The organism is Iodobacter violaceini, assembly GCF_011601265.1.
Taxonomy (GTDB): Bacteria; Pseudomonadota; Gammaproteobacteria; order Burkholderiales; family Chitinibacteraceae; genus Iodobacter; species Iodobacter violaceini.
The window spans coordinates 187,709-211,006 of sequence record NZ_JAAOLX010000005.1 but is presented as its reverse complement, the minus strand read 5'-3'; the positions used below and the strand labels follow the sequence as shown (position 1 = coordinate 211,006).

Genomic DNA, 23,298 nt, shown 5'->3' with positions numbered 1-23,298 from the left:
GCGGGGATTATCCCGAAGACATGGATTAATTTCAAAGTTAAGATTGCTAAAAATTTTCACACACGGGAGAAAAACATGGCTCAAGCCACTGAAATCAAGGTTCGCGGCTATCATTTAGATTTATACGGTCATGTGAATAACGCGCGGTATTTAGAGTTTTTAGAAGAAGCGCGCTGGGCTTTAGTGGATGAAAGTGGCGGTTTGGAGTGGTTTACTCAGGAAAAGCTGGCTTTAGTGATTAGCAGAATTGATATTCGCTATAAGCGCCCGGCCACCATGGGCGATGTGCTCAGAATTGAAACCCGGATGGTGCATTTAAGCGACAAAGAAGGAATTATTCATCAGCGTATTGTGCGGGCAGATAATGAAAAATTAGTGGCCGAAGCCGATGTGACTATTGCCGTTATTCATGCCAATACTCCCGGGGCAATGCCATTGGATGGCGAATTAGGCCGCCGTTTACAAGAGATGATGAATGTATAAATGCCTGAAAAAATATGTATTGCTGCTGGTTTTTTTGCTGGCCGGTTGCGCTGGCCTGTCTGGCAATCTTGAAAAACCCAGTGTAAGCCTTGCCGGCCTGAGTGTGGCGGAAGTGGGCTTGCTGGAGCAGCGTTTTGTGCTGAGCTTGCGCCTGACTAATCCAAATGATGTATCGCTGGATATTAAAGGGGTGCAGCTTAGCCTGGATGTAAACGGCCAGCAGTTTGCCGAAGGTGTTTCCAGTGAGGCTGTGACTTTGCCTAAGCTGGGATCGGTTCTGGTTAAGCTTAATGTCACTACTTCGTTGAGCACATTTATTCAGCAATTTAATGGCTTGCAAGCAAGTGGCAAGCCAATCGCCTATCGTATTAAGGGTAAACTGTTTCTGCCATTACGCCCCGATGGTGTAAGCTTTGAACGTCAGGGAGAAGTAAACTTACCTTAATCTGGAAATATAAAGATGAGTGATCACGCTGCAGCATCTGCCGGCTCCCATGGTGGGGATGATATTCATGGCTCACCCAGCCCTTCGTTTATGCAAAAAAACCGCTTGAAGCTGATCATAGCAGGCGGTTTTTTTGGTTTTCTGTTTGTGCTGATTGTGGGTATTGCCATTGGGATGACTAAACGGAATTTTGAAAAAACCCAATATATTGAGCAAATTGCACGCTTAAAAGTGTCTTTTGAAGAAACCATCGAGACGCGCAAAGAGCTTGAAGAAAAAATATCCGAGCTGAAAAAAGAAGTAAAAGAGAAAAAAATTGAAGTAGAAGAGCTTGAAGTGAAAGTTGAAGATTTAGAGCGGCGTGGCGGAGCAAAAGCAGGCAGCGAGCAAACAGCCCCAGCCGCACATGGCGAAGCCCCTAAGGAAGGAGCGGATATTAAGCCCGCTGGCGGAGGCTATGTAAAATTTGGCGGCGGTGATTGCGTCTTGCCTGCAGGCGGCGGAAAAGGCAATGCGGCATGGAAAGAATGTATTAAGCAAAACAGTAATGCTAAATCTGAAGGCCCTAAGGCAGAGGCTGCACCTGCCAAAGAGCCTGCCGGACATTAAGCCTGAGCGTAGAGTGCAAGTACTGTTTCTAAGCCCGGAGGCGTTGCACCATGCTGCATGCAGGCTGCAGCGCCGCTGGCAATGGCAAAGCGCAGATGCTCATGCGTGCCGTGCCGGGGCCAGGTGATCATGCTGTAAATCAGGCCGCCTATCGATGCATCTCCAGCTCCCACACTGTCTGCCACGCTGATTTGTATGGCGGGTGCGATGGCACTGCCGTGAGGTGTGTGCAGTGATGCGCCTTCTGCGCCGCGGGTATACAGAAAGCAGGCTTCAGGATTCCAGCCGTGCAGCGTTTTAAATGCAAGCCCGATATCTCTGGTGCGGAATAAGCCTGCCAGATCTTCATCAGAGACCTTAATCACATCCGCCAGCTTGCTCATGGTTTTAAAGGTATCGTCGTAGCGCTCGTCCATGATGTTTCTGAAATTGGGGTCGTAGCTGATTTTTACGCCCTGCGCTTTCAGGCTTTTTGCCAGCGCCACTAATTTATCCGCCAGAGGCTGGCGGGCAAGGCTGATCCCGCCAAAATGCACCCAATACGCCGCACTTTGCCAGCCGGAGGGCAGGGCTTGCGGGTCAAAATATAAGTCGGCGGAATCATCACCTACAAAAAAGTATTGTGGCGGATGGGCGGATGGCACCATGGCCAGCAGCGGTGATTTATCCAACTGCTGTAAAAAACGTAAATCCAGCCCCGCAGCGTGCGATGCCTGATACAAATCATTGCCAAAGCAATCCTGGCTGATTGCCCCTGCAAACGCGCTGTGTAAGCCAAAGCTGGCCAATACCCTTGCCACATTCCAGGTCGAGCCGCCCACTTTACTGACCCAGTTTTCGCCATCAGTGCGGATCATATCGGTGAGCGCCTCACCGGCGGCTAAAAAAACTGGGAGACTGTGTTGGCTGGAGGGCATGTGCAGGCCTTTTAATCATTTGAAGTGGTTAAGTGGAGCAATGGCTGGCTTGATTATATTTAAAACCTGAAGCAAGCCGCTTAATTTAGATCTGGTTTTTCTCCGTGAAACGCCCTGTCCTCTGTGTACTCCGTGGTTCTCGGATGTGGGTTTTTTCATCATTTACCCGGCAATCAGCCATCCAGTTTTAAAAATAAATCACGGTCAGGGGCGAAGTTGGCGTAGAGCGGCAGCAGTGCTCCGCCTAATGCGCGGGCGTCAGATCCTATAGTCCCTGCCAAAACTTGTGGCGGCACGACGCCTTCCCAGTTATAGCCTTGCATGGCGATGATTACGGCCTGAATCAGTGCTTCTTTGACCGCGCTGCAAAAGCAGCCGTCTAAAATCACGCCTTCCAGATCCAGCAGGCAGCTGCTGTTCAGCATGGCAAAGGCAATGGGCGGGGCGGTTTCAGCTATCCATGCATGGGTATGCGGCCAATAGGCGGCGCTGGCGGCGCGCTCGTCGCTGGTGGCTCTGCCGTCCAGCCCTGCTGCGATAAAACGGCTTTCCAGTTTATAAAGTGAAGCCACATTCAGTAGCTGCGGGCTGTTTGCGCTGCCTGTTATTCCAAGCGCTAATGATCCTATGGCACCGGCATTGCCGTGTTTGCCAATATGCAAATGACTGTCGAGCACGAGACCGCCGCCGATAAAGGTATCGACAAATACATAAATAAAATTACGCACATCGCGCCCACGCCCGGCAACCAGCTCTGCCACGCAGGCGGCGGTGGTGTCTTTGATTGATTGCACCGGCAGGCCGGTGAGGGCGGCGATTTCTTCATTAAGCTGAAAACGCTCCCAGCGGGCGACGACTTCAGCATCCAGCCCAAGCAGTTGCTGCCAGCCGCCGATATGCAGGGGGGCTGCAATGCCTATGCCTTGCACACGCTCCCACAGATGAGGGCTGAGTCTGGTTTTGATTTTGGCCAGGCAATTGGCAAGATGCGTCAGAATTTGCTCGGGATCGGCAAAATCATAGCTTAGATTCCAGCGCTCTCTGACCGTACCCGTGAAGTCGACCAGCAAGATATCTAAGCTGCGGCGGCCTACTTTTACGCCGATTGCAAATGCACCATCAGGATTCAGCGCCAGCGGCACCGAGGGCTGGCCCACTTTGCCGCGCTGCGGTGTTTCTTTAATCAGCAGCTCGTCTTCGAGCAGCCGCTTGGTAATCATCGAGATAGATTGCGCCGTTAAGCAGGTAAGCCGGGCAATTTCTGCCCCTGGCAGGCGGCCATTAAGGCGAATGGCTTGCAGCACAACCCGTTCGTTGTACTGGCGCATACCGCCTTGAGATGAGCCTCTGGGTTTTAAGCTGCTGGCTGCGGATGCCTTATCCGGCGAGGGGCTCACAAATGACTCCTTTTTTCAGTATGAAATTGCCGTAAGGCTGCAATTCGCCCGTTAGCACAATCGCGTAAGCTTGCTTTACCCGTTCATAGAAAGCAAATCGCTCGATGGCCTCGCACTGGCTTTCATCTGCATGGCCGTCTGCTTGCAGCTCGCCGATAATATGTTTTTGCAGTGCGCTGCACCAGCCTGCGGGCTGATGGCTGACTTGCATAAAGCCTACCGGCTGGCTGACGTCCTGATCTAATGGCAGCAAGCTCATTACCGCTTTTACCGTGCGGGCAATGCCGACACCAGAAAGATGGATCAGGGGCTTGCCCGCCGCCAGCGAGGCCGCCGTAAAGTTGGCATCGGCAATCACAATCTCATTACCGTGGCCCATTTCAGCCAGTACCTTGAGTAATTCAGGGGTGAGGAGGGGGTCTATTCCTTTAAGCATCGTGTTCTCCTTGGGGTTTTCTGGCTGGGGCTGGGCCACTTGTGGGGCATCCCATGTGCACTAACCAAAATATAAAGGCTCATTTAATTAGTGCCTTCGGCACGTTGATTTAGGTGCGGGCGTCCCGCTGGACCTTCCTTTCTTGCGCGGCCAAGAAACGAAGCCAAAGAAGGCCGCCCCAGCCAGCACGAAGGCCCCTCACTACGGATAATCGGCTCGGCGAAAAAGGCTGCTCGCTGCCTCGCTGCCCCTTTTCCGAAACCCCGAGCCGCTTATTCCTCGTTTCGGCGTGCTTCAAGGGGATTTTTAAGCCCCATGCAGCGAGAGTGGTCATTACGTTTTTTCGTTGTTTGCTAAAGCAAAAATATATGGCTTAGTGCCTATGTGATGAACCCCGCCTTTTTTTAGCATTCCATTCCCATCTTTTGCCTAATTCGCCAGCCACTCCGCCGGGATATCCTCAGGCTTCATTGCCCCCGTCATCACCGCTACAGCATCGCTCATGGTGATGGCTTTGGGGTTGAGGATGGCGGCGCGGCGGCCCAGGCGGGCGACGTGGATGCGGTCGGCTATTTCAAAAACATGCGGCATATTGTGGCTGATCAGCACCACTGGCAGGCCACGGTCGCGCACATTGCGGATCAGCTCCAGCACCATATTGCCCTCTTTTACCCCCAGTGCTGCGGTGGGCTCATCCATGATGACCACATGGCGGGCAAAGGCTGCGGCACGGGCGACAGCAACGCCCTGGCGCTGGCCGCCAGAGAGCGTTTCCACGGCTTGTGTCATTGAGCGGATGCCGATTTTTAGTGCTTGCATATAGGCGATGCTGTCTTTCAGCATGCGTTTTTTATCCAGAAAACCGAGGCTGCCTAAAAGGCCGGGCCGGCGGATTTCCCGGCCCATAAATAAGTTTTCGGCAATGGTCATGGCGGGGGCCACGGCTAAATCCTGGTAAACGGTTTCGATGCCTGCACGGCGTGCTTCGATGGGGCTTTTAAAGCACACGCTTTGACCATCGAGTAAAATTTCGCCGCTGTCTGGCGTGGTCGCGCCGGACAAGGCTTTGATGAGCGATGATTTCCCCGCGCCATTGTCGCCAATCACGGCCAGAATTTCGCCTGCGCGCAGCTCAAAATCAGCGCCATCCAGGGCGACGACTTGCCCATAGTGTTTGACCAGGCCTTTGGCTTCAATGACGAGGCGGTGTGCTGTGTTCTGGCTCATTAGCGGCCTCCTTTGCGTGACAGTTGATCGGTGGCCACAGCCAAAATAACCAAAATACCTGTGATTAAAATTTGGTAAACCGAGGACACGCCCATCAGCGTCAGGCCATTGCGGAATACGCCGACAATCATTGCTCCAATGAGCGAACCAATAATCACGCCGCGCCCGCCAAATAAGCTGGTTCCACCAAGCACCACGGCGGTAATGGCATCCAGGTTTTCTGTTTGCCCCGCATTCGGGTCGCCCACGCCAGTGCGCGCCACCGAAAGCAGCGATGCCACGCCATAGCACAGCCCTGCCAGTACATACACCATGAGGATGACGCGGTGGGTGGCGATGCCGGTGAGGCGGGTTGCTTCCGGGTTATTACCCACGGCATAAATATGGCGTCCTGATGCAGTTTCGCGCAGCCAGATCCAGCTCAGTGCATAGCAGGCCAGCATCAGCACCGTGCCATAGGCGACCTGGGTTTGACCTATGCCAAAGGTGTTGCCAAAAAAGGTCATGGCGGCGGGTAAATCGGTAATGGTTTGCGAGCCTGAATAAAGCTGGGTAATGGCAAAAGCGATATTCATTGTGCCTAGCGTCACAATAAAAGGCGGCAGCTTAATGCGTGTGACCAGCAGGCCGTTAAGTAAGCCAAAGCCAGCCGTTACAGCCAGGCCGATTGAAATGGCAAGGATGGGATGCAGGCCATAATCATTAGCCACCCTGGTCATCACTACGCCGCCGAGCGCCATCACCATGCCACAGGAAAGATCGATACCGGCCGTTAAAATAATCAGTGTCTGGCCAATTGCAACCAGCCCTACCACCATAATCTGCTGCAAAATCAGCGAGAAATTTGCGCCAGTTAAAAACTGCTCACTTTGAAACGAGAAAAAACCGCAGGCCAGCAGCAGGGCCAGAAATGGCCCAAGAGTGCCGATAGACGGGATGTGATCTTTCCAGCTCGGCATAGATAACCTCTGTATGTTTGAAGATGCTGCAGGCATACCGATTGTTGTGGGTCTGTATGCCTGCGGATAGCTGCTTACTTATTACCCCAGCACATATCCATGCCTGCTTTACTGTCTTTGCTGTCTACTCCTGCAACCGCTTTATTGGCGATCAGGGTGACACCGGTGTCGGTGTAGCCCGATGGTTTTTTTCCTGTTTTGGCATATTCAACGCCAGCGGCTACGCCCATTGCGGCCATTTTTAGCGGGTATTGCTGCGAGGTGGCGGCAAACTTGCCGCTTTTAAGATCTTTAATCCCCTGGCATCCGCCATCTACCGAAACAATCAGTACGCCTTTTTCTTTGCCTGCTTTTTTCAGTGCATTAAATGCACCGGCGGCGGCTGGCTCGTTAATGGTGTAGACCAGATTGATATCCGGATTTTTTTGCAGGCAGTTTTCCATGGCGGTCTGGCCCTTGGCCTGATCGCCAAAGCTGTCTGCCATACAAACTACATTGGCGGGTTTGGCTAATTCATTGTTTTTTGCATCAAAGGATTGCAGGCCAAAGCCTTGTAAAAAGCCATTGTGGCGTTGCGCGCCAACGGGATGGCCGGGGAATAAATCCAGGGTGGCGATCTTTGCGGGTTTGCCTGCGAAGGTGGCCTTGGCGTATTCGCCAATCAGCACACCCGCTTTAAAGTTGTCGGTGGCAAAGAGTGCATCGGTGGCTTCTGCCGGATCGGTCGGGCTATCGAGCGCAATGATCAGCACACCTTTTTCGCGGGCTTTTTTAATGGTGGGCACAATCGCTTTGGAATCACTTGGGGTAATCAGAATGGTTTTGGCACCGGCTGCAATCATGTTTTCGATGGCTGTCACCTGGCCTGCGTTATCGCCATCGGCCTTGCCTGCCGCAGACAAAAGCCTGGCGCCCCTGGCTTTTGCCTCGGCAGCTGCGCCTTCTTTCATTTTTACAAAGAAAGGATTGGTTTCAGTTTTGGTGATCAGGCCAATGACGGGCTCGCTGGCAAAAACGGGTGCCGCGATAAAGGCGAGGGCGATACAGATGCGGGTTTGCAGCATTTCTCTTCTCCAAAGAACAGGCCGTCCGGCCTGAAGGCTTACAGCTTCAAGCTGGGTGACTCTTAATAAATCACTCAGTTTGATTTAATCGATACTAGACTTGCTTTTCTAATAAATCAATAGGGTTTACTTATAGGAAATCCCTTATTAAACAGTCGTTTAATGTTTTTATATTTGCCGGTAAGGCTCAGTGAAAAGGCTTGTGATCTGGCAGGCAAACAGGAGAGGCACTAAGACGAGCGGGCATTGGACTGGTTCTTTAGATGCCCGGCCGACAGGCGGTATACCTGATCATCAAGTTGATAAAACGCTTTTCGTGGCATTCGTGTTTTAAGGCCAATGCAGATATAAGCGGAAGTGGTTGTTGATCAGGGCAAAAGATAAATCATCATTTGCTTATTGATTCGATCGAAAAGCAAAGAGGCTGGCGGCTATAATGCATTGCTTATAGATAAGCAGATCAGATGGTTTAAGGTTTAGGTATGAAAATTTTATTATTGGCCTCTTTACTTGCTATGCCCGCTTTTGCAGCTAAGGTTTATCAGTGGCGCGATGCGGATGGCAGGGTGTTTTATTCGGACCAGCCAGCGCCAGGCCAGAATGCAAGGGAAAGGAATATCCGCGTGCCAAGTAATACGGCCAGCCCGGCACAAGATCAGCCCTCGATGGTGTTGTATGTTTCATCCGAATGCGGCCAGCCCTGCAGCGATGCAGTAGAGATGCTCGATAGCCGCAAAATTAACTACGAGTTAAAAAACCCAAGCCGCTCAGAGCCACAAATGATCGAATTTATTAATTTGGTTGGCAGCCTTTCGGTGCGAACCCCCGTGCTGGTGATGGGTAAAAAAGTGCTGAGCCCATGGGATAAGCTGATCTGGAGCGCAACGCTTAATAAGGCGGGCTACCCAGTGCAAGAAAAGAAAAACACCCCGGCAGCAAAATAATTTTGGCCACTCTTCTTTTTGCATGTCGCATTGCCCGGTAGCCTGATCAGATTTAAGTTTCTAAGTATTTGTTATATCCAGACCCGATTTTTGGGTGTGCAAAATTTGTGGGGCTTAAGAACTGGATTTTGTGAGGCCTGTGTAAACAGGTCTGCAGAAAGCAATAATTGATGATTCACCCAAGGAAAAGGAGATCAATACCATGGCAGGCACTGTTCATCTTCACCAGGTACTCAAAGCACCGGCAGAGCGCGTTTACCGGGCCTTTATAACGCCAGCGGCTATGGCCAAATGGATTTCTCCCCATGGTTTTACCTGCACGGTTCACCATATGGAGCCGAGGGTGGGCGGGACATTTAAAATGTCATTCACTAACTTTGCAACGCAACACAGCATGTCATTTGGCGGTGAATACCTGGAGCTGCTCGCAAACGAGCGGTTGCGATACACCGATCAGTTTGATGATCCAAATTTGCCTGGCGTGATGCAGGTTACTGTTTCACTTAGATCCGTTTCATGCGGCACTGATTTAAGCGTTGTACAGGAAGGCATTCCGGATGTGATCCCTGTAGAAATGTGCTACCTCGGCTGGCAGGAGTCTCTCGCTCAGCTGGCAAGGCTGGTGGAAGCCGATATTCCCCGGTAGCAGCCCGGCGGGTATGAAATGCAAAGCGTTTTGTCGCTTTGCGGCGAATTAGAAATGAATCAAACGATTTGCCCGTATTGAATAAGCAATCTGCCTTTTTTGCTATGGGTTATTGCCTCATTTTTATCAGTTGTTAAAAATTATTTGGGGGCGACTGATTTTCCGGGTTTTTACTATTCTTTATGGTTGGTTATTCTTTTATTCCAAATTGTGTTTTTTTTTGATTTTTTTCAGGCACGGGATGTTGTCGTTTATTTAAAAAATATTCAGACTCATCGAAGATATAAAGAATAATACGCTGCACTTGCTCGGGCTTTGAAAGGCGAAAGACGCTAAATGCTGCGTTCTTCGTTGCCCTGGGAAAATGAGCTGAGCATCTTCAGTTTTATCCCTCAGTACGTTTGTCTTCATATTCAAATTTCACTTTCGGCTGGCTGCGTTGAAGGGGCTCTGGGCAGAAGACGTTCCCGGGCTGCTTCGCTGAGGACTAACAGGTATGCCTGCGCTGTAAGGCAATTTACTGGCTTGCTCATGCTTTGCTCTCGCCGTTTTTCTGACAGAGTTTGGCTGGTACTGCTGCACCCTCTTTTTACGCAGCCACGCTATGGCATGCCATGGTTGTGGGGCGTTGCGATTCAAATATCTGATTGTTCCTGATGGGATGACGTTTGAGCATTGTCCGCGAAAAAATGCCATTTAGAGGGGGATAAGTAAGCATCTTTTCTATTGGCGTGCATACCATTTGAGATGTACTAAAGTGACTTATTGGTAAGCAAATTTTGTTTGCAGAGTGCGTTGCCTGCACGGGCATTTGATCTGTTTACTAATTGTTTTACTCAAAAGTAAAGTGGTCTGGCTTATTAAAAATTTAAATAAAGTGAGATTGAAATGGGCTTATTAATGAACTATCGGGTACGTACCCGATTATTGCTGCTCTGTGTTTTTGCCTTATGCGGCATGGTGTTTTTAAGCCTCGCCAATATGAAGGCACTGCGGGACACCATGCTGCAAGACCGGATGGATAAAGTAAAAGGCCAGACCGAAACGGCTGCAGGGGTGATTGAGCGCTTTCGTACTTTAAGTCAGAAAGGACAAATGAGCAGTGCAGAGGCCCAGCAAGCTGCGATCAGCACTTTACGGGATGTGCGCTATTCCAAAACTGAGTATTTCTTTATCTTTGATACAAATTACATTGTTCGTCTGCTGCCAACCAAGATCGAGTTTGAGGGGCAACAAAAGGGTGATTTAAAAGATGCCAATGGCAAGCTTATTTATGTGGAGCTGGCTAAGGTTGCTCAGCAAGGGGGGGGCTTTGTTGATTATTTCTTTCCAAAGAAAGGCTCAGAAAAGGCTGAACCAAAGATTTCTTATGCGGTACTGATTCCTGATTGGAACTGGGTGGTGGGCACAGGGATTTATGTTGATGATGTGGATGCTGAGTTTAAAAAGAACTTGCTGTATGGCTTAGCAAAACTCTTGCTGCTGGCGGTACTGGTAGCGGTGGTGGCCTGGATGATTGCGCAAAGTATATTGCACCAGCTGGGTGGCGAGCCGCAGGAAGGGATTGCTGTGATGAGACGGGTGGCCGATGGCGATTTACAAATTAATGTAGCGTCAGCTCAGGAGGGCAGCATGCTGGCTTCTCTTGGGGAAATGGTTATTGGCTTAAACAGGGTGATGCGCAATGTGCGCACAGATGCTGATTTGCTGAATGAGAGGGCTGCACAGATTGCGGGCTCCAGCAGAGAGATTTCGATTGCCGCTACCCGCCAGTCTGATGCGACAACTAATATGGCGGCGGCAATGGAAGAGCTGACGGTGAGTATTAATCATATTTCTGAGGGCTCGGGCGTGGCTGAGCAGGCATCGCGGCAAGCCACTGAGCTGGCTAAAAATGGCGTTACTCAGGTCGCTGAAGTAACCACCACCATGGAGCTGATTGCGGGCAATGTCAGTGAAGCCACCACGCAGATTCGTCAGCTGGATACTAAAGCACGTGAGATTTCTGGCGTGGCTTCTGAAATCAAAGATATCGCCGATCAGACCAATTTGCTTGCGCTGAACGCGGCCATTGAGGCGGCAAGGGCGGGCGAGCAGGGGCGTGGCTTTGCGGTGGTGGCCGATGAAGTCAGAAAACTGGCAGAGAGAACATCGCTGGCAACCGTCAATATTGCTTCGATGCTGACCGCGATTCAGGGCGAGACCGTCAGCGTGGTAAATGCCATGAGCGCCGCTATTCCTCAGGTTGAGCGGGGCGTGCAATTATCCCGGCATGTAGCCGAGTCTCTGAACAGTATTCATTCAGGTGCGGAATCCAGCCTTCACAGCCTGCAAGATATGGCTACGGCGATCCGCGAGCAAGGCCAGGCCAGCAATAGTATTGCTTCAAGGGTGGAAGATATATCGCAAATGGTGGAGGAAACCAGTACCTCTATTCAGCATGCTGCAGAAAATGCATCGCAAGTTGAGCAGATTGCCAATCAGCTTAATCAGGGCGTGAGCCATTTTAAAGTTTAGCGTGTCAGAAGCGAAAGATCCTCATGGCTGTTTGGCTCAAGCTGCGTGGCATAAAGGTGAGCCAGGTCTTAAGGGGCCTGGTAATTAGAGGCTGAGCCCTGAAGCCTTACTGTGTAAGCTTGCTGCCATTTTAAATACAGGAATTCCCAATGCGTAAGCCTTCACTGATCTGGGGCTTACCCTGTTGCTGGCAGCCCTGCCGTTTTTGCAAATTGCAAAGATATGATTAATGAAACCAGGCTGGATATTGAAGATAATCATTTACATGCGGGCTGCACGCAATAAGGCGAGGGTTGATCTGGCAAAGGCCGAAGCCCATCTTCTTGATTTATATCCGCTGCCTGATGTGGATTTCAGAAAGTCAGTGCTTAAGGCAAAAGCGGAGCTGCGCAAAGGCAAAAAGTAATTTCAAAACCATGCAGGGGATGAGGGCCTTGCATAAAATTTGCGCGACGCTTTGTGCTGGCTGGGCTTGATCTGTCATTTTATTTAATAAAATTTGTTTTAAGTCATTGCAAAAGCTTAAAAGTGAACACCTGATAAATTTATATTGGATGACATACGCCTATGCCAATATAATCACATCTTTCAGCTCACTTATCGGTTCATGACAGCACGACGTTATCAGCTCAGCATACGCATTGCCTTTCTGGCGATCATGCTGCACGTCATGATGCCTTTGCTGCATGCTACTTTGCCACAGTCTGCCCTGCGCAGCAGTGTATTTTGCGGCACGCTTACACCGATTGTGGAATACCAGCTCAGCCAGCTGCCCGGCAGTAAATCCGAATCTGTTTTAGCTAAGGCCGCACCTGCCTGTGTGCTCTGTGCCCATGCGGATCAAACGCAGGCGCCTGCTGCAGATTTTGCGGCGGCATTTGTAGTGGCCGCGATGTTGCCGCATACTTTTGGCATACCCGCGCCGCCTGTGCTGCGTCTGCATCGTAATTTTTCATCCCCTCCCCCCAGTCACGCCCCGCCTGTTTTCTCTTAACAGATTCTTGAATACGCTAGAAAAGATCTGCAGATACAAAGTTAAATAAGAACACAGCGCTCACAGAGAAAGCTCAGTTTTGTGTGCTTTGCAAGCCTTGCATCTGTTGATTTAAGGTAGAAAAAGCTAAAGCTTGATGGTCACCAGTCTATGGGAAACATTTAAAGGTATTTTCCCTGTGCACTGTGTGCCCGATCTCTGCGTTTGCAGATTTCAGGTCTTTCAGCTTCTTACTAAAAACATTCTCGCGCCTTCATGGATCTGCTCAGCCTGTACTGGCACCCGGCTTGGCCGGTGTGCTCCTTTATGCTGTCTGGAGAAAACCATGCGTTTATATGCAATGCTTGCCGTACTTATTTTATCTGCCTGCAATTCAAGTGGTGATAATGAAACCACTCCCGTCCCTTCCGTGCCTTTGGCTGATCAGGCTGTTTCAGTGCAATTTGCGCTGAAAGCAGGCGCTCAGGCTGTCGCGTGTAATACCACCTTGCCGGGCCTTGGGCTGGCTGCCACACCTGCTAAATTGCGCGATGCACGGATGTATGTGCACGATATCAAGCTGATCAACGCGCAGGGTAAGGAAGTGCCTTTGGCGCTGACGCAAAACGACAATCAATATCTGAATGTGGCCCTGCTGGATTTTGAAAATAAAACGGGTAATTGTGCCGGGGGTACCCCGGAATTAAATACTCAGGTCAGTGGTATTGCGCCAGGCGGCCAGTACATTGGGCTGAGCTTTAAAGTGGGCGTGCCTGATACGGCTAAAGATGCGGCGGGTAAAGATGTGGTGCTGAATCATTCCGACACCATGGCCGTACCTTCTCCGTTAAATAATATGGCTTTGGGCTGGAGCTGGCAGGCGGGCCGCCGCTTTGTGCAGCTGGAGTTGAATCCTGATGTGCCAGCAGTGGGCGGCAAGGCTGTGAATTGGTATTTCCATTTAGGCGCAACCGGTTGTACGGCCGATGCGGTGAATGCCAATAGCTTCAGCTGCAGTAATCCCAATATTGTGCCGGTGCGTTTTGGCAATTTTGATGTGACCAAACAGCAGGTGGTGCTGGATCTGGCGGCGCTCTTGCAGGGCGTGGATATCAGTAAGGATGCGGGTGGCTCCAATGGTTGCATGAGCGGCCCGACTGATCCTGAGTGCAGTTTAATGTTCGCTAATTTAGATCTGAATCTGAGTGAGTCAGCAGCAGGTAAAAAAGATGCAGGCTTACCTAAGGGTGATGGTAGTTTCTCTAAAGTATTTAAGGCTGCACTGAAATGATTAAACGCTGCCTCTTGGCAGCGTTAGTGCTCGGCGGCTGCGTGCAGTCGGGCACTTCCACCTCAGATCCGGTTCGCACCAGTGCGAGCTGGAACTGGGAGCTGCCGTTTTATTTTCCTGCCCCCAAAGTGCCTGCCGACAATCCCATGAGCGAGGCCAAGTTTCAGCTGGGCCGCAGCTTGTTTTACGATGCGCGGCTTTCAGGCAACGGTCAGCAAAGCTGCTCATCCTGCCACGATCAGAGTAAAGCATTTACGGATGGCCGGGCTGTTTCACCAGGCTCTACAGGTGAGAGCACGCCAAGAAACGCGCAGGGTTTGGCCAATGTGGCCTGGCATAGCACTTACACATGGGCCAACCCCGCACTGGCGACGCTGGAGCGGCAAATGGAAGTGCCGCTGTTTGCCGAGCATCCGGTAGAAATGGGCGTTACTGATCAAAATAAAGCCACTATCCTGGCGCGCTTTCAGGCTGATCGGGAATATGTGCAGCGTTTTGCAGAGGTTTTCCCTGGCGAGCCGATCGGATTCCCGCAGATTATTAAAGCCATTGCCACATTTCAGCGCGGGCTGATTTCTGCTTCTTCCAAATATGATCAGTATTTGCAGGGCAAGGCCACGCTGACATCGGCAGAACTGCGCGGCAAAGATCTTTTTTTTGGTGAGCAGGCCGAGTGCTTTCATTGCCACGGCAGCTTTAATTTTAATGATCAGGTGCGCCATGCTGGCTCGAACACCGCCGAAACGCTGTTCCACAACACCGGGCTGTATAACATTGACGGTAAAGGTGGCTTTCCCGAGCCTAACCGTGGCTTATTCGAGCTAAGTGGTGTGCCTGCGGATATGGGTATGTTCCGTGCACCCAGCTTACGCAATGTGCAGCTTACCGGTCCCTATATGCACGATGGCAGCATCGCCACGCTGGAAGAGGTACTGGATTTTTATGCCGCAGGCGGGCGTGAAATCAAGACCGGGCCGCATAAGGGGGATGGCCGCCTTAACCCGTTTAAAAGCGATTTGATTGTTCGTATTCAGCTGAACGAGCAAGACAAAGCCAATATCGTCGCCTTTTTAAAGACACTCACCGATGAAAAATTTATTTCTGATCAGCGCTTCGCTGATCCTCGCCGCAGCAAATAGCGCGCTGGCCCACGATGGGCCGCATGATGATGAGGCAGGCTATATGCAAATCAGTCTGCTGACTAATGTGCGCTACCTGAGCGCCGATACGGCATGGCCGGGAGCCTTGCCAGTACTGGGGGCCAGCAATGAAGACCGGCGTGGAGCGTGGTATGGCGGCTCAGGTATTGAGTGGCGTCAGCGCTGGACAGCAGAAATTGACACGCAGCTGATGGCCGCATACGACGAGCACGAGCAGAAAGTGGCGCTGGATCATGCGGTGCTTCGTTATCAGACTGATGCGGCGCAGCTGGCCCTGGGGCGGCAGTCCCCCGTGTTGGCCGAAGCCGGGTTAAGTGCATGGGCGCTGCCTGATTTATGGCTGTATACGGTATTGGGCGATGATCACTGGCACGAAGATGGCTTAGCCCTGCGTTATACCGTGGGCAATCTGACTGGCCACGCTGGTGTTTTTAATGGGCAAGGCTATCCGGGGGCAGAAAGTGCCATGTGGACAGCAGGCCTTGCCTGGCAGAATGGCCCATGGTTTGTAGCGGGCCATGCCGCGTATTTATCTGATGTAAATCGTTCCTTAGTCACAGACGCGCATAGCGGGCATAGTCACGTCGGGCAGGCTGTGGGCTGCGGTAAGTTAACAGACTGCCTCGCTGGAAAATCCACCCTGCTGCGCGCCAGGGCGGGCTGGCAGGGTGAGCAATACTGGCTGCAATCGGCATGGAGCTGGCAGCAGCAGGATGGCCAGCTGGACAGTACCCTTGGCCGTGTTGCTTATCAGGGAGAGCTGAATAGTCTGGCGCTGGAGGGCGGGGTTAAGCTTACCGACAGCATTAAACTGGCGTTGCGTCACGAATGGATGGGCATTGCCCATGAATTAGCTGGCGTGAACGCCGCGCAAATTGCCAGCAAAAATGGCATTGCCAATAGCGATGAGCAGCCATACCAGACCGGGGTGCGCCTGGCATGGCAGGCGCACCCCGCGCATTTGCTGGCGCTGGAGCTGTATCAAACCCGGCGCAATGGTGAGTCGAATCATCTGGCGATGTTGCAATGGCAGATGAATCTGCGGGTGTATTGATCGCGGATAGATATTTTTGCAGGGCGGGAGCAAGCCGCCGGGTTTGGGCGTGAAAGCTTAGGAAAGCTCAGGAGGTATCGCATATCTGCTAAGTAGTTTGCTTTTGTATTAGCAAACAACGAAAAATTGTGATGACTAAGCTATTTGCACGGGGCTTACTCCCTCCCTGAAGCACGCTGAAGCGAGGAACAAGCGGGGCGGCCTTCTTTGGCTTCGTTTCCTGGCCGTTCAAGAAAGGAAGTCCCCTGTGGTGGCTAACCGCTCCAAAATCAACGTGCCAAAGGCACTAAAAAGGTCTTTTTGACTTTGCTTAGTGGATACGCGGGTTTCTCCCGCCCTAAGCATGTTGCATCGCTCGTTTATTACGTTGGCAGACTTATGTTCTGCCTCTTTTAAGGGAAATAAAAATGAAAAAAATCGCTTTATTACTGGCCGCTGTCTGCGTATCTGCTACTGCTTTTGCCCATGAATATAAGGCAGGGGAGATTCGGGTGGTGCATCCGTATTCGGTGCCTACCTTGCCGGGCAAAGACATTGGCTCGGTATATATCGGGCTGGAAAACAAAGGTTCTGCGGATGATCAGCTGATTGCGGCAAGCAGTGATCGGGCTGATCGTGTTGAGATTCACACCATGAGCATGGAAGGTGATGTGATGAAAATGCGCCAGGTGCCAGAGCTGGAGGTGAAGGGGGGTGAAACCATTAAGATGAAGCCGGGTATGGGCTATCACCTGATGATTTTTGGCGTGAAGCAGCCACTAAAAGCAGGGGACAAATTTCCGCTTAAATTGCAGTTCAAAAAATCAGGATCAGTAGAAGTATCGGTGATGGTGCAGGAGCGTGATGCGGGTGTTAAAGCCGCAGAAGGGCACTTTCATTAATTCTGACCGGCAAGATTTTTGGCAGTGCCTGAGTACTGGTCCGCCTTTATATTGCTGACTTATACAGGTGCACAGAGCGTCACAGAGAAAGCCATTCAACCCTGGTTTGTCTCTGTGACGCTCTGTGCGTTTTAAAGATGGATTGCTTTGCTAGTGAGTTTTATCCGTTTTTAACAGAGGTCTTTTTAGTGCCGGTTAAAGCGCTAAGCCATGAAGAGATGGTTTGCCGGGCAGGCCATGGGCGCCTTGTAAACTTGCTTTCTGTCTGCTTAATTGTTTTCTGTTTAAGTAAGAATATTGTATGCATTTTTACTTAAGTATTTCTTATTGGCTTCGCAACTATTTGCCGTTCATCATTTGATTATTCAAATATTTTTATGATTATGACTTTATCATAAGCATAAAAAGCCAATATCTGCGCTAGATCAAGCAATCTTATGTCATTAAAAGCCAAGCTCTTGCCTGGCTCCTGGTATATTCCCCTGGGCGTATTCCCTTACATGAAAAATTGCAGCACTAAAAGTGAGTATTTACGCGGCGTTGAGGGGATTTTGCACATTGCGAATCTATAAAATTTACGTCGCTTTAGTGTTGTTTTTAAGAATGAAGTTCCTTCGGTGTGAAAATTACCGGCTAAAAAGTGGTTATTTTTAGTAACGCATTCGACTGTTTGTAAGGTATTAATAGTAGCAACATAACACTCACACTCACTAAGGATGCCCAGATGGCAAAACAGTCTAGCCACCCTAAAGGCCTCTACCTTTTATTCGCCACTGAAATGTGGGAGCGCTTTTCTTACTACGGTAACCGTGCCTTACTCGCACTGTTTATGATTTCAGCTTTGTCGTTTGACAAGCACTTTACCTCGGCGCTGTATGGCCAATATACGGGCCTGGTTTATCTGGCACCCTTGGTTGGTGGTTATGTAGCCGATCGGTTCTGGGGTAATCGCCGCTCTATTGTGGTGGGCGGTTTGCTGATGGCGCTGGGACAGTTTCTCTTGTTCTTTGCGGGTACTTGGTTTCAAGAAGCTAAAATTGCGATCCCGCTGTTTTACAGTGGCTTAGGTTTTATTATTGCGGGCAATGGCTTTTTTAAACCCAATATCTCGACCATGGTTGGCCAGCTTTATGAGCCAAACGACAGTCGCAAAGACACGGCCTACACCATTTTTTATATGGGGATTAACTTAGGCTCGTTTATGGCTCCGCTGATTTGCGGCGCTTTGGGCGACACAGGTAATCCGGCTGATTTTCGCTGGGGTTTCTTAACGGCCGGCATAGGTATGCTGATTTCTCTGGCGATCTTTATTACTTTCCGTGATAAATATCTGGTTGACCCGGCTGGCCAGCTTATTGGCCGGGCTCCCGGTAAAATCAGTGCAGAAGAGCGCGCTAAACGCGATACCCCGCTCACGCAGGTGGATATCGAACGCATTATCGTAATTGGCGTATTGTCTTTCTTCGTGATCTTTTTCTGGTCTGCATTTGAGCAGGCAGGTGTTTCGCTGACATTCTTTGCGGCTGAATCGCTTGATCGTGAAGTATTGGGTTTTGTTGTGCCCACATCATGGTTCCAATCCTTAAACCCTGTGTTTGTGCTGATTTTTGCACCGGTACTGGCTTCGCTGTGGACTTTCTTGTCTAAAAAAGACGCAGAGCCCAGCTCTCCGACCAAAATGGCATGGGGTCTGTTATTCCTTGGCTTTGGTTATATCGTGATTGCGATGGCCGTGAAGCATATCGAGCCGGGCGTAAAAGTATCGATCATGTGGCTGGTAACCATGTACTGGCTGCACACCATGGGCGAGTTATGCCTTTCACCGATTGGTTTGTCTTTGGTGAATAAGCTGGCTCCTGTACGCTTTGCATCGCTTTTGATGGCGGTTTGGTTTACTGCCAGTGCGGCGGCAAACTGGTTTGCCGGTGTTCTGGCAGGTTTCTACCCGGAATCAGGTCAGGCCATACCAAGCTTTATGGGCTACCAAATCAACGGCATCTATGAATTCTTTATGTTGTTTGTAGGGATGGCGATGGCCGCAGCGGCACTCTTGCTCTTGTCGACCAAGAAGCTGCAAAAAATGATGCACCCGGAAGTGGCTTAAGTTTCGTTAGTCATTGATACTTGAGTGATGGCCCGTTTCTAAGAAACGGGCCATTTTTATTTCTGCCGCGAAGCGCGATAAGCGCTGCTGCTGAAGTGGTTTCACAGTCTGCATTCCTGTTTAATAGCAAAAAATATGCGATATAAGCCAGCATTACCCAATATCCGGCTCGCTCAGATCGGCACTCCGGCGTAAAATGCCATCCCATGCAAAATCCATCTCTTCCTTCTCATCCAATTGGTGTGTTCGATTCTGGCGTAGGCGGTTTAACCGTAGTGCGTGCTTTGATGGACAGACTGCCGTTTGAAAATATCATTTATTTTGGCGATACCGCCCGTGTGCCTTACGGGGTGAAATCGGTGGATACCATTGCCCATTTCACGCAGGAAATTGCCCAGTTTTTGCAAAACCAGCAGGTGAAAATGCTGATTATTGCTTGTAATACTATGGCGGCGGTGGCAGCTGATATGGTACGGGCCAGCGCCAGTGTGCCGGTGCTGGACGTGATTGAGGCGGGAGCCAAAAATGCGGTGGATGTGAGCTGGACCGGCGGCATTGGCGTGATCGGTACGCCAGCCACCATTAATTCTAATGCCTACGCCCGTGCGATTCATCAGCTCAACCCCGGCTATCGCGTGTATTCGCAAGCTTGCCCGCTGTTTGTGCCGCTGGTTGAAGAGGGCTGGCTGGATCATCCGGTGACCAAACTGACTGCGCAGGAATATTTAAAGCCTGTGTTTGTAGAAAAAATCGATACGCTGGTCTTGGGCTGTACCCACTATCCACTGATTAAACCGCTGCTGCTTGATGTGGTGGGCGGGCGGATGAAGCTGGTGGATTCAGCCTTATCCATTGCCGATCAGGCTGCCGATTTGCTGCAATCTTCCGGCATGGCCAACCCATCCCATCAGGCCCCGGATTATCGTTTTTATGTGACCGATGTGCCGGTGAAATTCCAGAGTATCGGCGAGCGCTTTCTGGGGCGCAGCCTGAATAAGATTGAGCGGGTGAATCTTTAAGATTGGTTTTATCTGCTCAGATATTCTCAGCAACATCCAAAAGTACTTCATTCCCAAGCGGTTTAATCGGTCATTCAAAGTCGTCATCCCCGGTTAAACCACTTGGGGAGACGACTCTGGAGGCTCAGAGAATTGAAGCAGCAAGCTGCAGATCACCTGTTAGCAACGCCCTTATAAACACACCTGCGTATCTAATTTTCCTGCTTGCAAGCGGTGCAGGGTGGTGGCGATATTGGCGGCTCTTTCTTGTTTTTTCCACGGTGACTGGGCCAGTGCTTCCTGCATGTCGGCATAGCCTGCCGCACGGCGCCGGGCTATGGATGGGCGGGAGAATTCAGCATCGCTGCAAGAGCCCTCTTCTGCGCTGGGGGTGTAAGTAATGTGCACAATATCAATATGGCGTTGTGGCACATCGATTGCGCTTTCCTTACCTACGGCTTGAGTGTCTGGCGAGGCCTGGGCCAGAGCGCGGCGCAGATTGTGCGTGGTGCATGCAGCCTCTACCTGGGTATTACGGCTGGCATACTGGATTTCTTTCTGCCGCCATGCCACGGCATCCATGCTGGTAGGAAGTGGCCCTTCGGCGCTCCACAAATCCACCATAAACACCAACAAATCATCTTCGCCCTTGTCGTCCAGTACTGCGTTTAAAGGTGTATTGCTGACGCAGCCACCATCCCAGAAATACTCATCACCAATTTTTGTGGCTGCAAAGCCAGGCGGAAGTGAGCCGCTGGCAAGTACGTGTTCGGCTTCAATTTTTTGTGTGGCAGAATCAAAAAACACCAGCTCGCCTGTATCCACTTTGGTGGCCCCAAGTGTCAGCCTTGCTGTTTTTCCTGCATTTAAGTTTTCAAAAGAGGCTAAATCACGCAGCGTACTGAGCATTGGGGTGGTGTCGCAAAAACTGGCCTGATCGGTTGGCAGTGATGGCAATAAAAGCGGGCTGGGCAGGCGTGGCAGCCAGAAGTTAGGCTGACCCAGCAGCATGGCTTCGGCCACATTAAACTGATTAAAAGCCCAAAGGCTTTTGCCTGATAAAAAGCTGCCCCAGCCATCCGGGCGGGAAATCGATTCCCAGAGTGTTTCAAGTTTTTCAATACGCTGATCCGGCGGGTTGCTGGCAATTACAGCAGCATTGATAGCGCCAATAGAAATACCAGTTACCCAATCAGGCTCAAAGCCTGCTTCCTGCATCGCAGCATAAGCACCAATGTGATAAGCGCCTAATGCACCTCCACCTTGAAGCACAAGAACCACTTTGGGGGATTTGGTCGATTTTTTGCTTGCCGCCGCCATCTCAGTCACTCCATACCATGTTATGAATGGCTCCTTAAAATTTTTTAAGGAGGAATGCATCTTCGCTGGGAGCTTACAAAATTAAGCGAAAATTTGGCGAAGTGCTTTCAATAAGATAGATGATGGTCTATGGATTTTCTATTTAGTTTCTAATTTTTTTCTTTCTTATAAATTATTTATTAGAAAGAATTTGAGTGCTTGCTGCAGTACTATCCATTTCTTGCTGAAGTTTTTCCAGCGAATCCAGGATATGAAGGAATTTTTCACCCAGAGGGGTAAGGGCATATTCAACCCGTGGCGGCAGCTCCGGATAGATGGTTTTTTCTAAAATGCCAAATTCCATATTTTTGCGTAAGCATTCGTTCAGCACTTTGGTGCTCAGGCCTTCTACGCAGCGCACCATTTCACCAGGGCGCCTGATGTCGTTCGCCAGAAGGTTAAATACAGTAAGCGACCATTTGCAGCCGCAGATGGTTTCAACCATGCGTGCACTGCGCTCTGGTGCGGCTTTTTTAGAAAATTTTTTGCTCTGTTCAATCATGAAGATGTACCCATTTGTGCCTACCCTACCATTTTGTGCCTGGTTTTCATGGGAATAAGGGGGGAAATAAACTCTGTTTCACATCTTACTGTTTAACGGAGACGCACTAATGAAAAACTTAAATCAAACGATTGCCCTTATTGTGGGCGGCTCAAGCGGTATGGGGCTGAGCACGGCAAAGCGCTTATCTGCGCAAGGCATTCAAACCGTGATTGTGGGCAGCTCTGCCGCCAAATTAGCGCAAGCTCAGCAGCAATTATCGGGCTCTGGTGAAATTGAAACCCTGCAGGCTGATTTATCCAGTGCAGGGGATATTGAGCGCTTAATTAGCTTTGCCAAAAATCATGAGCGGCATATTAAGTATCTGGTGAATGCCGCCGGATCTTTTAACCCTAAATCATTTCTGGAGCATGGCGCACAGGATTATGATCAGTATTTAAATTTAAACCGGGCTACTTTTTTTATTACCCAGGCCGTGGCTAAAAATATGGTGGCGAACGGGGGCGGATCAATTGTCAATATTGGCTCAATGTGGGCTAAGCAGGCGATTAAAGCCACGCCTTCATCGGCTTATTCAATGGCTAAAGCGGGCTTGCATTCATTAACCCAGCATTTAGCAATGGAATTAGCAGCGCATCATATTCGTGTGAATGCGGTTTCACCTGCCGTAGTTAAAACGCCAATTTACCAGTCGTTTATTGAGGCGGAGCAAATCGATACTGTAATGGCTTCATTTAATGCTTTTCATCCTATTGGCAGGATTGCAGAGCCGGATGATGTGGCAAAGGTGATTGCGTTTTTACTGAGTGATCAGGCGGCTTGGGTCACGGGGGCGGTTTGGGATGTGGATGGCGGAGTGATGGCAGGGCGTAACTAGCCGCTTCTTTTGCCCGTCGTTCAGCATTGCGGGGCTTGGCCGATATGGGCCAGGCCCTTTTCAGGCAGCTTTTATCTGCCGTAACCCAGCGTTTCGATCTGCTCAATTTTATTATTGATGGCATTGATCCTGACCATCAGGCGGTTGGGGCCAAAGTTGTAAGTCCAGATCTGATGCTCGGCAGGGCGCCGGTTCGGATCGATCACGGTTCTGCCATGCCGGTTGATATAGGTGGCAGGCACGCTGTATTCTCTTTTATCGCTGGGTGGCCCGCATTTTTCTTCAGCAATAAATAAAGGATCGCCGGTGCTGACAAGGCTTTGCTCACAACGCATCGAATCCGCATAAGCCATAATGCTGGAGCAAAAAAGTGCAATAATGCAGAGCGTTTTCATGATGTTGCCTTGTGAATTGGGCTGTTTTTAAAATAATACAAGCAGCGTTTGAGCAATGTG

Annotated in this window: 24 protein-coding genes; 15 read left to right on the top strand and 9 right to left on the bottom strand. The window is 50.4% G+C overall.

Annotated elements, in window-relative coordinates; genetic code table 11:
• Positions 1–75 precede the first annotated feature (75 nt).
• The 3 genes from HA050_RS11265 to HA050_RS11255 are packed head-to-tail and all read left to right on the top strand — an operon-like array spanning position 76 to position 1,537.
• Positions 76–483, top strand: coding sequence for an acyl-CoA thioesterase (locus HA050_RS11265; RefSeq protein WP_115228228.1), 408 nt, complete (start codon positions 76–78; stop codon positions 481–483).
• Entirely contained in the window at positions 476–928 is a 453-nt protein-coding gene (locus tag HA050_RS11260) for an LEA/WHy family protein (protein WP_166825934.1), read from the top strand. The genes HA050_RS11265 and HA050_RS11260 overlap by 8 nt, the downstream gene beginning before the upstream one ends.
• A gap of 15 nt (positions 929–943) precedes the next feature.
• The gene (locus HA050_RS11255; protein WP_166825932.1) at positions 944–1,537 is read left to right on the top strand and encodes a hypothetical protein; all 594 of its coding nucleotides are present in this window, start codon (positions 944–946) and stop codon (positions 1,535–1,537) included.
• Here HA050_RS11255 and HA050_RS11250 read toward each other — a convergent pair.
• From HA050_RS11250 to HA050_RS11225, 6 genes are all read right to left on the bottom strand, one after another.
• Positions 1,534–2,454 carry a carbohydrate kinase family protein gene (locus tag HA050_RS11250; protein WP_166825930.1) on the bottom strand — a complete coding sequence of 307 codons (921 nt, stop codon included), beginning with the start codon at positions 2,452–2,454 and terminating at the stop codon, positions 1,534–1,536. The two genes, HA050_RS11255 and HA050_RS11250, sit on opposite strands and share 4 nt — an antisense overlap.
• Positions 2,455–2,627: 173 nt before the next feature.
• The gene (locus HA050_RS11245) at positions 2,628–3,851 is read right to left on the bottom strand and encodes an ROK family protein (protein WP_205836410.1); all 1,224 of its coding nucleotides are present in this window, start codon (positions 3,849–3,851) and stop codon (positions 2,628–2,630) included.
• Positions 3,832–4,287 carry an RbsD/FucU family protein gene (locus tag HA050_RS11240; protein ID WP_166825928.1) on the bottom strand — a complete coding sequence of 152 codons (456 nt, stop codon included), beginning with the start codon at positions 4,285–4,287 and terminating at the stop codon, positions 3,832–3,834. The genes HA050_RS11245 and HA050_RS11240 overlap by 20 nt, the downstream gene beginning before the upstream one ends.
• A gap of 429 nt (positions 4,288–4,716) precedes the next feature.
• Complete coding sequence (locus HA050_RS11235; RefSeq protein WP_166825925.1) at positions 4,717–5,514, bottom strand: ATP-binding cassette domain-containing protein; 798 nt, start codon at positions 5,512–5,514, stop codon at positions 4,717–4,719.
• Entirely contained in the window at positions 5,514–6,473 is a 960-nt protein-coding gene (locus HA050_RS11230) for an ABC transporter permease (RefSeq protein ID WP_166825922.1), read from the bottom strand. The genes HA050_RS11235 and HA050_RS11230 overlap by 1 nt, the downstream gene beginning before the upstream one ends.
• A 74-nt stretch (positions 6,474–6,547) precedes the next feature.
• A complete protein-coding gene (locus tag HA050_RS11225; protein ID WP_166825919.1) occupies positions 6,548–7,537 on the bottom strand; it encodes a sugar ABC transporter substrate-binding protein in 990 nt (329 codons plus the stop codon).
• A gap of 482 nt (positions 7,538–8,019) precedes the next feature.
• On the opposite strand from HA050_RS11225, the gene HA050_RS11220 reads away from it, so the two are divergent.
• From HA050_RS11220 to murI, 11 genes are all read left to right on the top strand, one after another.
• Positions 8,020–8,481, top strand: a complete 462-nt coding sequence (locus tag HA050_RS11220) for a DUF4124 domain-containing protein (RefSeq protein WP_166825916.1) — start codon at positions 8,020–8,022, stop codon at positions 8,479–8,481.
• Positions 8,482–8,683: 202 nt separating this feature from the next.
• Positions 8,684–9,127 carry an SRPBCC family protein gene (locus HA050_RS11215; RefSeq protein WP_166825913.1) on the top strand — a complete coding sequence of 148 codons (444 nt, stop codon included), beginning with the start codon at positions 8,684–8,686 and terminating at the stop codon, positions 9,125–9,127.
• A gap of 900 nt (positions 9,128–10,027) precedes the next feature.
• Positions 10,028–11,644 carry a methyl-accepting chemotaxis protein gene (locus HA050_RS11210; RefSeq protein ID WP_205836409.1) on the top strand — a complete coding sequence of 539 codons (1,617 nt, stop codon included), beginning with the start codon at positions 10,028–10,030 and terminating at the stop codon, positions 11,642–11,644.
• Between the two features lie 247 nt (positions 11,645–11,891).
• Positions 11,892–12,050, top strand: coding sequence for a hypothetical protein (locus tag HA050_RS11205; RefSeq protein ID WP_166825908.1), 159 nt, complete (start codon positions 11,892–11,894; stop codon positions 12,048–12,050).
• Between the two features lie 201 nt (positions 12,051–12,251).
• Entirely contained in the window at positions 12,252–12,638 is a 387-nt protein-coding gene (locus HA050_RS11200) for a hypothetical protein (protein ID WP_166825905.1), read from the top strand.
• A 325-nt stretch (positions 12,639–12,963) separates the two neighbouring features.
• Positions 12,964–13,908: an MbnP family copper-binding protein gene (locus tag HA050_RS11195; protein WP_166825903.1), complete on the top strand. Its 945-nt coding sequence runs from the start codon at positions 12,964–12,966 to the stop codon at positions 13,906–13,908.
• The gene (locus HA050_RS11190; protein WP_166825900.1) at positions 13,905–15,047 is read left to right on the top strand and encodes a methanobactin export MATE transporter MbnM; all 1,143 of its coding nucleotides are present in this window, start codon (positions 13,905–13,907) and stop codon (positions 15,045–15,047) included. The genes HA050_RS11195 and HA050_RS11190 overlap by 4 nt, the downstream gene beginning before the upstream one ends.
• On the top strand, positions 14,995–16,122 hold the full coding sequence (locus HA050_RS11185; RefSeq protein ID WP_166825897.1) for a hypothetical protein: 1,128 nt from the start codon (positions 14,995–14,997) through the stop codon (positions 16,120–16,122). The genes HA050_RS11190 and HA050_RS11185 overlap by 53 nt, the downstream gene beginning before the upstream one ends.
• 407 nt (positions 16,123–16,529) lie before the next feature.
• A complete protein-coding gene (locus tag HA050_RS11180) occupies positions 16,530–17,003 on the top strand; it encodes a copper chaperone PCu(A)C (protein ID WP_166825894.1) in 474 nt (157 codons plus the stop codon).
• A 724-nt stretch (positions 17,004–17,727) separates the two neighbouring features.
• Positions 17,728–19,107, top strand: a complete 1,380-nt coding sequence (locus HA050_RS11175) for a peptide MFS transporter (protein WP_166825891.1) — start codon at positions 17,728–17,730, stop codon at positions 19,105–19,107.
• A gap of 206 nt (positions 19,108–19,313) precedes the next feature.
• Positions 19,314–20,126 (top strand): glutamate racemase, encoded by an 813-nt coding sequence (murI, locus tag HA050_RS11170; protein WP_166825887.1) that lies wholly within the window; start codon positions 19,314–19,316, stop codon positions 20,124–20,126.
• Positions 20,127–20,297: 171 nt separating this feature from the next.
• Here murI and HA050_RS11165 read toward each other — a convergent pair whose 3' ends face one another.
• Both HA050_RS11165 and HA050_RS11160 read right to left on the bottom strand, forming a co-directional pair.
• Positions 20,298–21,425: a patatin-like phospholipase family protein gene (locus HA050_RS11165; protein WP_166825884.1), complete on the bottom strand. Its 1,128-nt coding sequence runs from the start codon at positions 21,423–21,425 to the stop codon at positions 20,298–20,300.
• Positions 21,426–21,597: 172 nt separating this feature from the next.
• Positions 21,598–21,966, bottom strand: a complete 369-nt coding sequence (locus tag HA050_RS11160) for a winged helix-turn-helix transcriptional regulator (RefSeq protein WP_166825881.1) — start codon at positions 21,964–21,966, stop codon at positions 21,598–21,600.
• Between the two features lie 109 nt (positions 21,967–22,075).
• Here HA050_RS11160 and HA050_RS11155 point away from each other — a divergent pair, with 109 nt between their 5' ends.
• A complete protein-coding gene (locus HA050_RS11155; RefSeq protein ID WP_166825878.1) occupies positions 22,076–22,843 on the top strand; it encodes an SDR family NAD(P)-dependent oxidoreductase in 768 nt (255 codons plus the stop codon).
• A gap of 71 nt (positions 22,844–22,914) precedes the next feature.
• On the opposite strand, the gene HA050_RS11150 is transcribed toward HA050_RS11155, so the two are convergent.
• The gene (locus tag HA050_RS11150; protein ID WP_166825876.1) at positions 22,915–23,238 is read right to left on the bottom strand and encodes a DUF2845 domain-containing protein; all 324 of its coding nucleotides are present in this window, start codon (positions 23,236–23,238) and stop codon (positions 22,915–22,917) included.
• Positions 23,239–23,298 lie beyond the last annotated feature (60 nt).